This window comes from Acidovorax sp., from assembly GCF_047607405.1.
Lineage (GTDB): Bacteria > Pseudomonadota > Gammaproteobacteria > Burkholderiales > Burkholderiaceae_C > Acidovorax.
The window spans coordinates 1-11,373 of sequence record NZ_JASGDA010000052.1 but is presented as its reverse complement, the minus strand read 5'-3'; the positions used below and the strand labels follow the sequence as shown (position 1 = coordinate 11,373).

The 11,373-nt window shown below is 66.8% G+C and carries 13 protein-coding genes; 4 read left to right on the top strand and 9 right to left on the bottom strand.

Annotation, left to right across the window (positions count from 1 at the left end; all coding sequences use genetic code 11):
• From QM569_RS06330 to msrA, 7 genes are all read right to left on the bottom strand, one after another.
• Positions 1-365: hypothetical protein (locus QM569_RS06330; protein WP_414986377.1), on the bottom strand; the 365-nt coding region annotated here is incomplete at its 3' end.
• 23 nt (positions 366-388) lie between these two features.
• Complete coding sequence (locus QM569_RS06325) at positions 389-898, bottom strand: DUF3299 domain-containing protein (protein WP_414986376.1); 510 nt, start codon at positions 896-898, stop codon at positions 389-391.
• Positions 899-1,038: 140 nt separating this feature from the next.
• Entirely contained in the window at positions 1,039-1,305 is a 267-nt protein-coding gene (locus QM569_RS06320; protein WP_414986375.1) for a hypothetical protein, read from the bottom strand.
• Positions 1,306-1,346: 41 nt separating this feature from the next.
• Positions 1,347-2,567 (bottom strand): FtsX-like permease family protein, encoded by a 1,221-nt coding sequence (locus tag QM569_RS06315; protein WP_414986374.1) that lies wholly within the window; start codon positions 2,565-2,567, stop codon positions 1,347-1,349.
• On the bottom strand, positions 2,564-3,244 hold the full coding sequence (locus QM569_RS06310) for an ATP-binding cassette domain-containing protein (RefSeq protein ID WP_414986373.1): 681 nt from the start codon (positions 3,242-3,244) through the stop codon (positions 2,564-2,566). The genes QM569_RS06315 and QM569_RS06310 overlap by 4 nt, the downstream gene beginning before the upstream one ends.
• Complete coding sequence (locus QM569_RS06305) at positions 3,241-3,666, bottom strand: Fur family transcriptional regulator (protein WP_414986378.1); 426 nt, start codon at positions 3,664-3,666, stop codon at positions 3,241-3,243. Before QM569_RS06305 ends, QM569_RS06310 begins: the two co-directional genes overlap by 4 nt.
• Before the next feature lie 76 nt (positions 3,667-3,742).
• Positions 3,743-4,288 (bottom strand): peptide-methionine (S)-S-oxide reductase MsrA, encoded by a 546-nt coding sequence (gene msrA, locus QM569_RS06300; protein ID WP_414986372.1) that lies wholly within the window; start codon positions 4,286-4,288, stop codon positions 3,743-3,745.
• 81 nt (positions 4,289-4,369) lie between these two features.
• Between msrA and QM569_RS06295 the strand changes: the two genes are divergently transcribed.
• Both QM569_RS06295 and QM569_RS06290 read left to right on the top strand, forming a co-directional pair.
• A complete protein-coding gene (locus tag QM569_RS06295; RefSeq protein WP_414986371.1) occupies positions 4,370-5,083 on the top strand; it encodes a protein-L-isoaspartate O-methyltransferase family protein in 714 nt (237 codons plus the stop codon).
• A gap of 28 nt (positions 5,084-5,111) precedes the next feature.
• Positions 5,112-5,465, top strand: a complete 354-nt coding sequence (locus QM569_RS06290; protein WP_414986370.1) for a rhodanese-like domain-containing protein — start codon at positions 5,112-5,114, stop codon at positions 5,463-5,465.
• On the opposite strand, the gene QM569_RS06285 is transcribed toward QM569_RS06290, so the two are convergent.
• Together QM569_RS06285 and QM569_RS06280 are read right to left on the bottom strand one after the other, a co-directional pair.
• Positions 5,446-6,792: a capsule biosynthesis protein gene (locus QM569_RS06285; RefSeq protein WP_414986369.1), complete on the bottom strand. Its 1,347-nt coding sequence runs from the start codon at positions 6,790-6,792 to the stop codon at positions 5,446-5,448. The genes QM569_RS06290 and QM569_RS06285 overlap by 20 nt on opposite strands.
• A complete protein-coding gene (locus QM569_RS06280) occupies positions 6,793-8,874 on the bottom strand; it encodes a capsular polysaccharide biosynthesis protein (RefSeq protein WP_414986368.1) in 2,082 nt (693 codons plus the stop codon).
• A 359-nt stretch (positions 8,875-9,233) separates the two neighbouring features.
• Here QM569_RS06280 and QM569_RS06275 point away from each other — a divergent pair, with 359 nt between their 5' ends.
• Together QM569_RS06275 and QM569_RS06270 are read left to right on the top strand one after the other, a co-directional pair.
• The gene (locus tag QM569_RS06275) at positions 9,234-10,241 is read left to right on the top strand and encodes an NAD(P)H-dependent glycerol-3-phosphate dehydrogenase (RefSeq protein WP_414986367.1); all 1,008 of its coding nucleotides are present in this window, start codon (positions 9,234-9,236) and stop codon (positions 10,239-10,241) included.
• A 303-nt stretch (positions 10,242-10,544) separates the two neighbouring features.
• Positions 10,545-11,373: transposase (locus QM569_RS06270; protein WP_414986366.1), on the top strand; the 829-nt coding region annotated here is incomplete at its 3' end.

The following is an 11,373-nucleotide window of genomic DNA, read 5'->3' as shown; positions in this document are numbered from 1 at the left end:
GCGCGGCCCGCATGGCGTGCGGGCGGTGCCAGCGGCGCCGCCGTGGCGGGCAGCGCCAGGGGGGCGCCGTGCAGTGCGTCGCCCAGCGCGAGCTGGTCGAGCAAAAGGCAGTCCACGGGGGTGTGGCCTGCCACGAGCTGCTGCAGCAACCCTTGGGGGTGCGGGTCTGCCTGATGGGTGGCCGCTGGCGCATGCCCGGCGTGCATTTGCTGCAGCGCATTGGCATGCACCACCTGGTGCAAACGGCCCACCGTGGGCACCGCCACCAGGGCCAGCACCAGCCAGGCCAGGGCCAGGCGGTGCCACGCCAGCGCGCGCAAGGGGCGCGGCTGGGGCGGGCGTGGGTGCGGGCTGCGGGTGGTCATGGTGCGAGAAGGCTAACCTGCAATTATTTCACTGGGATGGCTTCCACCATGCGGTAGTACAGGCCATAGGGGTCGTTGGGCAGCAGGCTGAATTTGCCTTCCACCACCACCGGCTCCAGCGAGTAGCGCACGGGCGTGCGGGCCTTGACCTCGACCATGCTCTCCGGCCCGCCGGGAATGCAGAACGCGCAGGTCAGCGGCACGGACGTGAGCAGAAAGTGCGTCTGCGTCGGCTTGGCGTCCAGCGGCACCATGAAGCCCTGGATGCGCTGCACCGTCTTGTCCAGGCCCTTCTGCGGGGCTCCGAACACGGGCAGGATGCCGTCCTTGGTGGTCTTCTTGCCCAGGTCGGCCAGCACCGACCAGGGCACCACGTCGCCGCGCTGGGGCAGCGGCGCGATGGGGCTCTGGGGGCTGTGGTAGCCCGGGCCCGATGGCGCGATGCCCGGCGGCACCGGCGAACCGAGTTGCTGCGCGTGGGCAAGCCCGGCGGCGCAGGCCAGGACGAGGACGGTGCGTTTCAAACGGAGCATGGATTTCTCAACTGGCGCTGCCCCATACCAGCAGACGCCGTGGAACTGGCTTTGCCAGGCCACCGGCGTCGTCCCCCTGCCCGCAACGCGCAGCGTTGCGAGAGCGGGGGGAAGCCGCGCAGCGGCTCAGGGGGGTGTACTCAGTGCACATGGCGCATGCCGCAGAACTTGCCCACGGCCAGGCCCTTGCAGTTGGCCTGCAATTCCTTCTGGCAGGCGTCGTGGCCCTTGCCCGATTCCAGGCACTTGGCGGCGGCCTCGTGCGCGGCGGCCATGGCGCGGTGGCGCTCGATGTCGGCCTTGATCTCCTTGTCGGAATGGTGGTCGTGGTCGTCCTTGGCGTGGGCGATGGCGCCCGCCAGCAGCAGGGGCATGGCAACGGCCAGGGCGGTGAGCAGTTTTTTCATGGCGACTCCTTTTCAGTGGTGATGGATAGATAACGCAGGATTCAGGGCTGGGCCAGCAGGTCGGCCACCTCGGTGCGGTACGCCTGCAGCGCGGGCAGCAGCGCCGCGAGCACGGCCACCAGGGCGGCCAGCAGCGGCACGCCCGCCTCGGCGGGCAGCCACACCAGGCCGGTGACGGGCAGCAGCCCCTGGACCTGCAGCGCCCAGCCCAGGGCGTGGGCCAGCGCGTGGCCGAGCAGCAGGCCCAGCACGGACGCCAGCGCGGCCAGCCACAGGGCTTCCCACAGCACCAGCCCGGCCACGCGGCCCGGCGGCGCGCCCAGCATGCGCAGCATGGCGAGGTCTGCGCGGCGCTCGCGCACGGCGTTCCACAGGGCAATGAACACACTGGCGGCTGCCACGGCCAGCAGCACGCCGCCAAAGGCGCGCAGCACGTCGGCGCCCACGCCCAGCAGGCGCAACAGGCGCGTGACCTCGATGGCCGGTGCCGCGGCCTGCAGCGCCGTGCCGCCGTTGATCTGGCGCGGCAGCGTGACGGCGGCCAGCGGCGTGCGGTAGCGCAGCAGGGCCACGGTGACCTCGCGCTCTTCCTTCAGGACTTCCAGGTCTTCGGGGTCGTCGGCGGTGGCGGTTTCATGCACCAGCCACACCGATTCGGTGCTGGTGAGGATGAGCCGGTCCAGCACGCAGCCGCAGGGCGCGAGCACGCCGCTCACGCGGTAGGGGTGGTCGCCGTGCGCATGCCCGCCCTCCCCCAGGCCGTGGCTGCCGATGAAGGTGGCGCCTATTGCCAGACCATGCTCCAGGCCCTGCGCCGCGCCCGCGCCCAGCACGGCTTCCATGGGCTGCTGCCACAGGCGGCCCTGGGCCAGCGTGGCGCCGTAGTGGGCCACGTAGTCCGGCGTGGTGCCCACGATGCGCGTGCCCCGGAAGCTGTCGCCCAGGCTCAGCGGAATGACCTGCGCCACCAGCGGGTTGGCCTGCAGCGCCTGCACTTCCTGCAGCGGGATGTTGCCCGTGGGCACGTCGATGTGGAACACGCCCGCCAGGATGAGCTGCAGCGGGCTGCCCTTGGCGCCCACCACCAGGTCGATGCCGGTGAGGTCGCGCTCGAACGCGCGGTCGATCTGCGTGGCCGCCAGCAGCACCAGCGTGATCGCGGCCAGGCCGAGCGACAGCACCAGCAGGTTCAGCACGGCGGCCAGCGGACGGGACCACAGGTAGCACCAGGACAGGCGGACGAGTTGGACTATGGTTTTCATAGCTGCTCGCGCTTGTCCAGCATGCGCTGGGGGCCAATTTCATTCAAATCCAGCACTTGCGCATCCGGCAGCGCCCGCACCACGCGCTGGTCGTGCGTGGCGATGACCAGGCTGGCCCCGCACGCCACCGCCGTGCCTTGCAGCAGGGCCAGGGCGTCGGCGGCGGCCTCGTCGTCCAGGCTGGCTGTGGGCTCGTCGGCCAGCAGCAGAGTGGGCGACAGCAGCACCGCCCGCGCCAGCGCCACGCGCTGCGCCTGCCCGCCCGAGAGCTGGTGCGGTTTGCGCTGCGCCAGTTCGGCCACGCCCACGCGGGCCAGGGCCTGGGTGATAGCGGCATCGTCGCGCGGCAGGCCCGCCGCGAAATACACCAGGGCCAGGTTGTCCGCCACGCTGAGCGCGCTGGAGAGGTGCAGTTTCTGCGGCAGAAAGCCGATGTGGCGGGCGCGCCAGGCGTCGATCTCCGCGCCGCGCTGCGTGCCGATCTGCACCCCCGCCGCGAACAGATCGCCCCCGCCCGCGCCGCGCAAGCCCGCGATGAGCGACAGCCAGGTGGACTTGCCCGTGCCCGATCGGCCCCGCAGCAGCAGCGTGCCGCCCTGGGGCAAGTCCACGTCCGGAAAGCGCAATGCCGCCCCGCCGCTGGCGTAGGCATACGCAAGGCCCCGCGTGCGGATCACGCCGCCGCCCCCTGCCCTGGCTGCGCGCAGCCCGCGCAGCGGCCGCGCACGGCGATGTCCACCGCCAGCCCCTCGTGCCCGTCGGTCGCCAGCGCCTGCAGCATCTGCCTGAGGGCGGCCTGCACCTTGGGCGCGCCTTGCGGCAGGCGGAACTGCCGGTGGCAGCCATCGCACTCGAAGCGGGGGGCGTTTTCATCGGCGCCCTGCGGCGCGAGCGCGAAGCGGGTGACGCGGGCCGCGTCCACCTGCCGGAGCAGCAGCCCGGCGGCGGCGAAGCGGTCCAGCAGGCGATAGACGGTGACCTTGTTCACCGCCACACCCGCCGCCGCCAGCGCGGCCTCGACCTCGGCCCCCGAGAGCGCGGCATCGGGCCGCGCGGCGTACAGCGCGGCCAATGCCCGCGTGGCGCGGGTGGCGCGCATGCCGGGCGGGAGCGTCCAGGGAAGGTTATTGGGCATGGGGGCATTAATGCAATCGGGTTGCATTATGCCCTTGCCGTCACGCCGATTCGGGTTTCAGGTAGCGCGCGAAGGTCTTGCGGAACTTCTCCACCTTCGGGCCGACCACGAAGGCGCAGTAGCCCTGGTTCGGGTGGTTGGCGAAATAGTCCTGGTGGTAGCCCTCGGCCGCGCTGTAGCTGGTCAGCGGCTGGACTTCCGTCACGATGGGCGCGCCGAACAGCTTGTCCTGCGACATCTGGCGCACCATGTCGTGGGCGATGTCGCCGTGCGCCGGGTCTTCGTAGTAGATGCCGCTGCGGTACTGCGTGCCCACGTCGTTGCCCTGGCGGTTGGGCGTGGTGGGATCGTGCGTGGCGAAGAAAATCTCCAGGATCTCGCGCAGGCTGATCACCGCCGGGTCGAAGCTCAGGCGCACCACCTCGGCATGGCCCGTGGTGCCGGTGCAGACCTGCTCGTAGCTGGGGTGGGGTACGTGGCCGTTGGCGTAGCCGCTTTCCACGTCGGTGACGCCGCGCACGCGGTCGAAAACCGCCTCGGTACACCAGAAACAGCCGCCGCCCAGGGTGATGGTTTGCGCAGTCATGCCGGACATTATGAATAGCCATGGCGATGGGCGCCCCTAAAATCACCGGTTGTCCTCAAATGCCCACGGAGAGAAGACGCCATGACCCTGCCCCTGAACACTTCGGCCAACCCCAGCGACCCCATCGCCCAGGCCCGCTACAACATGATCGAGCAGCAGATCCGCCCCTGGAACGTGCTCGACGCCGACGTGCTGGACCTGCTGGCTGTGGTGCGCCGCGAAGACTTCGTGCCCCCGGCCTACCGCAGCATGGCGTTCATGGACATTGAAATCCCCCTGCTCGGCGGCGACGCCGAAGAAGCCGTGCGCCAGGGCCACAGCATGCTGCAGCCCCGCGTGGAGGCGCGCATCCTGCAGGACCTGCGAATCTTGCCCACCGACCGCGTGCTGGAGATCGGCGCGGGCTCGGGCTACATGGCCGCCCTGCTGGCCCACCGCGCCGAGCGCGTGGTGTCGCTGGAGATCCACCCCGAGCTGGCCGACATGGCGCGCCAGAACCTGCGCAACGCGGGCGTACAGAACGCCGACGTGTACCAGGCCGACGGTGCGCAGGGCGCCATCCCGGACGGCCCCTTCGACGTGATCGTCCTCAGCGGCTCGGTGGCCGAAGTGCCCGCCGCCCTGCTCTCGCACCTGAAAGACGGCGGTCGCCTGGGCGCCATCGTGGGCGGCGAGCCGGTGATGCGCTTCACCCTCACCCACCGCAAGGGCGACCGCTTCGAGACCGCTTCGCCCTGGGACACCATCGCCCCGCGCCTGGCCCACTTCCCCGAGCCGTCGGGCTTCACGTTCTGACGCGTTCCCTTTCTTCGGAGTCCCCAGCATGATCGACCACGTCCGCCCCAGCCAACTGCCCGCCTGGCTCGCCGCCGCGCCCGAGGGCAGCCAGCCGCTGGTGCTGGACGTGCGTGAACCCTGGGAGCTGCAAACCGCCAGCGTGCGGGCCGATGGCTTTGAACTGCTCGCCATCCCCATGGGCGAATTGCCCGCTCGCCTGGCCGAACTGGACCCTGCCCGCCAAGCCCAACGCCCCATTGCATGCCTGTGCCACCACGGCGTGCGCAGCCTGCGCGTGGCGGCCTTTTTGCAGCAGCAGGGTTTTGAGCACCTGGCCAACATCACCGGCGGCATCGACGCCTGGGCGCTCGAAAACGACCCTACGGTGCCCCGCTACTGATCTGCCCGGCACAACGCGCAACCGCCTCAGGTGGCGAGCGCAACCCCAGCGCCAGGTTATAGACCAGCCCGCTCAAATCCACGCCGCTGTGGTTACCCCAGTGCGACTGGAAGCGGTAGAAGCTGCCATTGAGTTGTGTGCATGCGATCAGACTGCTGGTAAAGCGCTTCAGAGCCTCCTTATCCGGCACTGCCGTGCGCGCCTGACTCCAGAAATGTCTGAGATCTCCCTGGAACGTCAGACCCGGCACATCGTAAATAGAGCTGCCGCAGGCCAGGGTGGGCGTGCCATGCTGCAGCGCCGACAGGCCCACCGTGCTATTGATCACCACCACACCCTTGGCATGGTTGAGCAGTGTGGGCAAATGCTGGTCGTGGATGTACAAGACCCGTGGGCCCACGCCATGCGCCTTGGCCAGCCGGGCAATCAGGTCCGTGTAGCTGACATAGCCTCTGTCCATGGGGTGATGCTTGAACACCAGCCAGTCGCCGGTCTCACTTGCCTTGCCGCGTGCTGTGGCAGTCTGCGCGAACGATTTGATGATCTCGGCAATGAACTGCGGCACGTCCTCATATTGGGAATGCACATCTACCTGCGAGTCGTTGAATACCTGCAGCGGCACCAGAAAATAGCGCCCACTCAGCTCGGTAGTCAGGCGCTTTTGCAAGCCGCGCTCGCGCCACCGGAACCACTGCTTGCGCACGGCCGAACGCAGCCAAGGCAACCCCTCCAAAATTGTCAGCCTGCGGTGATGCAGGTCATGGTTCCAGAACCATTGACTCAGCCACGCTGCCAGAACGTACCCCACGGACCAGGCCGTGGCATGCCAGAAAGTAGGCAACACGGGCACCAGTGGCGGCGGCACGCGCAACTGCTCCATGCGCTTGCCCAGGTCGCGCGCAAAGCCTGAATGGCCGTTCACCCCGTGCAGTTCGAACGTCACATGGTGAGGGCGCAGGTAACCCTCTTCGAACACCCCCACCACACAGCCCTGCTCGCGCGCCAGCGCATCCACGCAGCGATGCACGGGGCGGCAATCGCCAAACAACACAATGACCTCGATGCCCCATTCGCGCAGGCGCGCGCGCAGCCAATACGGCCATTCCTGCAGCGTGCCCTTGAACGACGCGGCATTTCGCCAATAGAACAGCTTGTCGCCACCGTTGAAATTGACCTTGTGTACGATGGCACCGGCAGCCGCCAGATCCTGGGCCAGGCCACGAAAGAAAGGCCCCATGGGCCCCTGCAGCAGCAGCACTCTCTTGCCGCGCAGGCAGGCCCACGCGCCATCAAGAGACTCGCACCCACCCTGTTCCGGAACTTTCAATCAGCCTCTCCAAGCCCCATACAGCACCCGCAACTTGCGCAGCTGCCTGCGCCAATAGCCCGTACGCAGGGTGTCCAACCGCCCTGTGCGCTCCAACGCCGTACGCTGCTCCAAGACACGGTGCAGTACAGCCTCACAGCAGGTATAGCCCCTGAGCTGCGCATCCCAATACAGCGGGTAATGCAGCAAGGCCCCCGCCACCAACTCGTCCAGCGTCAGCCGCCGCTGCCGACGTGGCACCGGCAACTGGTCTTCGGTCAGGCCCCAGCCCGCATAAAAAGGCCGACCATGGACCACCACCCGCTTGCCGCGCAGCAATGCATCGAAGCCCGTCAGCGACGTCATGGTGACCACCACATCGCAGGCATCGATGCAACTGACCACCGACAACCCAGGCTCCACCCAGTCCGCATGCTGCCTGGCCTGCTCAAGCGCCAGCCTGCCCTTGCGGTTGCGCGCCGCCACGTCCGGGTGCGGCTTGTACACGATGAACGCATCGGGAAACGCGCACCGCGCCGCCTGCAGCAAGCCCATGTTGGTGTGTACGCCCAGCGGGTCGCAGCCGAAACGTATCGAGGCATCGTCCTCCACCTGCCCCGGCACCAGAACCACCTGGCGCCCGGTCGGCACCTGCCACCGGGCGGCCTGGCGCGGCTCAGTGTTGTATTTGGTGATGCCATGCTCCACTATGAAGGCCCGCACCGCGCGCGCGCGCTGGCAGTCATGCTCCGAAAAATCTCGCTGATTCAGCAAATCCTCCAGATCCGAAGGCTGGCCAGGGTCGAAGTAGATGCCCCGCGCATCGAGCACGAAGGACTGCGGCGCAATCAAATCCGACCCCAACCCCACCGAACGCACGAAGCCATCCTCCATGCGCAGCAGGCGCACGCCAGCCTGCCGGGCCAGCGATTCCAGCCCGGCGGGCGGCACCCGCCCCCAGCACACCAGGCAATCGGCCCCGCCCGGTCGCAGGGCCGCAGCCGCAGCCGCATCGCGCACAAACAACACCCGGCCCGGGAACAGCGACAGCATGGGCCGCACATTGGCCGCCTTCCAGCGGCGGAACCCCACCACGATCATACGGCCCGCGAACTGCTGGGCCACCTCGCGCTGGCGCTGCAACCAGTCCATCACATCGAATACGTTACCCCGTTGCCGCGTAACCGGGTTCAGGTAGCGCGTGTAGTGCATATAGCCCGCGGCAAACAGTTCATCCACCGACCGCCGCCGCACCGCCCTGCGCGCCATGGCTGCATGCTGCGGCTGGCGGTCATCCGTCACGCCCCAACCGGCATACCAGGGCACGCCAAAGCAGGCCACCGGCTTGCCCGCCAGCAGCGCCTCGAAACCCATGGTGGAACTGACCACATACACGCGGTCCATTTGCCGTATCAGACTCAGCGGGTTCACCGCATCGCGCAGCACCACCGTGCGCGCATCCGGCTGAACATCGGTCAGATAGCCCCCTTTGCGACCTGAACTTACCTCTGGGTGCGTCTTCACGTACACCGTGGCCTGCGGGTTCTCTGCCAGCGCCGTCGCCAGCATGGCCGCAAAGGTGGCGGCATCCGCCCCGCCCCGCGCCACACTCATATCGCCCGCCGTCTGATCCACCACCAGCACCCGTTGAGCGTCGCCCTCGCGCAGCGTGCCAGCGGGCACATCCGACGCATGGTTGTATTTGCCCAGCCCCGCCGCCAGCAACTGCGCGCGGGCCTTGCGCACCAGGGCAGCATCGGGTGCCAGCACATCGGCATCGCTGCACAGTAGCCGCTCCAACGCGCTGGGCCGCGTGCAGTCGTAATAGATACCTGCGTCATCCACCACCAGCGACAGCGGCGGAAAGTGCTCGCCCGTGCCGAAGGAGCGCAAGAAACCATCTTCTAGCGCCACATACGGCAACCCATGCCGACCCGCATAGCCCACGGCCCTGCGCGTGCTGGGCCGCAAGCCCCAACCCGCCACCGCATCGACAGCCGCACCGCGCCACACGCCCAGCCGCACCGGCACTGCGCCCAGCAGTACCGCCAGAAAAGGAATCTTGAATACGCCCCCCGACAGAACGCCGATTTTTCCGTTCATGACGCCCACTGCGGCCTCAAAGACGCCTTCACACTCTGCAGCCGTAGCATCCGCGCGATCCTCAGAACCATACAAAAGATAGCTGCTTGCGCTTGATACATAAGGGTTTCAGGCTGATTTGACTCAATATTCCGCATACTGCTGAAGTTGCTCTCTTTTCTTGATGTGGGCGCAGCGCAACCTGTGACGCACTCTATTGGGTATGGCCGGGCCATGACCGCAATCCGCAATTATCAGGCCATCCAACGATCCAGGCCGGCGTGGGCTGCTTGCCCCCTCCCCATTGCGTAAGCGTCGCAACTGCCGTCTTGGACTCGCCTCCTAATGGCAATTTTTATGTTTGATAAGCTCAATGCTCTATGAAAACTGTATTTATCGGCGCCAGCGCATGGGGAACCGCCATGGCTGCCAGTGTGGCATCCCAGCAAGATGCGCCCGAGGTCGTACTCTGGGCATGCGACGCGGAACAAGCCCAGGCGATACAAAGCCACCGCGTCAATACCCGCTGTCTGCCCGATATGCAGTTCCCCGATGCCTTGCAAGTGATACACGGCGACGTGATCCCCACGGTGGCCAATGCCGACCTCCTCATACTCGACACCCCCATGGCAGCGCTACGGCAATGGCTTACACAACTGCGGGACTGTCAGGCGCCCGTCGTGTGGCTGTGCAAAGGCTTTGAAGCAACGGCAACCACCACCGACACCGGCCTGATGGGCTACGAGATCTGCCAGCAAGTGGCCCCCCGGCTGCGCGCAGGCGTGATGAGCGGCCCCAGCTTCGCCGCCGAAGTCGCCTGCGGCCAACCCACCGCGCTGGTAGCCGCCAGCCAGCACCGCGAAGTGGGTGAACTGCTGGTAGAAACCTTCCACAGCCCGGCCATGCGCATCTACATCAGCGACGACATCACAGGCGTGGAAGTCGGCGCCGCCACCAAGAACGTGATAGCCATCGCCACCGGGCTGTGCGATGGGCTGGAACTGGGCCTGAACACCCGCGCCGCGCTCATCACACGCGGCCTTGCCGAAATGACGCGCCTGGGCGTTGCCCTGGGCGCGAGGCAAGAAACCTTCATGGGCCTGTCAGGCCTGGGGGACCTGGTGCTCACAGCCACCGGCAACCTGTCGCGCAACCGCAAGGTCGGCATGCAACTGGCCCAGGGCAAAACCCAGGAACAGGCGGTCGCCGCGCTGGGCTACGTCGCCGAAGGCGTTTACAGCGCCCGCACCGTGCTGCAGCGGGCGCACAAACTGGGCGTTGAAATGCCCATTACCGAAACCGTGGTGCATCTGCTCGACGGGACCCTGAGCGTACGCAACGCGGTGAACCGCCTGATGGCTCGCAACCCCAGGAGGGCGGAGTTCTGATAGCAGCCAGACAGGCTGGACTCTCAATCCATTTGAGAAATGCGTAAATGGCAAAACATCGCCGTCAACCTTGCCATGTTTTGAAAACGCGCCGCCTTGGTTCCAAATAGCCTCTGTCGATCCGTTTGCGGATTTCAGCAATCGACGCACTCACGTCCGCAAAATCAATACCCTCAATAGTCCACCCTGAACAACCCGCAAGCCATTGATCTGGTTAGCATTTCCCCGGATTGATAGGCACGGGAATTGCAAGGTATGGTTTTGTCAGTACCAGTTTTCTTGCAAATTCTTCCGAGGAATCCGATGGGTCCCAAACCTTCGCAACCGCAGTCTGGCGAACTGTTCATCTCGCGCCTGGACGAGTTGATCAACATGCAGCACCCGCTGGTGCGTCTGGCCGGGCTGATCGACTGGGCCGAGATCGAACGGACCTTCGCTGCGTCGTTCACATCCGGTCGAGGTCGGCCCGCCTTGGCGCCGCGCCTGGTCGCCGGGCTGCTGTACCTGCAGCACACCTTCGATGCCTGCGACGAAGCCGTAGTCAACACCTGGGTGGAGAACCCGTACTGGCAGTTCTTCTGCGGCGAAACCTACCTGCAGACCGAGCTGCCCATCGACCCCTCGAGCCTGACGCGCTGGAGAAAGCGCGTGAGAGAAGAAGGCGTGGAGTTCGGCGTGAAGGTCAGCATCGCCACCACGTTGAAAGAGGGTCTGGTGGTGGGCATGCGCTCCATGCCGGGCAATCCGTATGACGGCCACACGCTGGCCGAGACGCTAGAGCAAGTGGGCATCCTCACCGGCACGGACAAGCCGCCCGCCACGGCCATCGTCGACAAGGGCTATCGTGGTGTGGAGATCGAGGGCGTGCGCATCCTGCGCTCAGGCCAGAGGCGCGGCATCACCAGGACGCTCAAGGCGATGATCCAGCGAAGAAGCGCCATCGAGTCGGCCATCGGGCACATGAAGATGGACGGGCGGCTGGGGCGCAATCCGCTCAAGGGGGCACTGGGCGATGCCATCCATGCGGTGATGTGCGGCGCCGGGCACAACCTGCGCCTGATCCTGGCCGCGCTGCGGCTTTGTTGCGCCCGATTCGGGCTGTCGATGCTGGCGGTCATCGCGGCACTGCTCG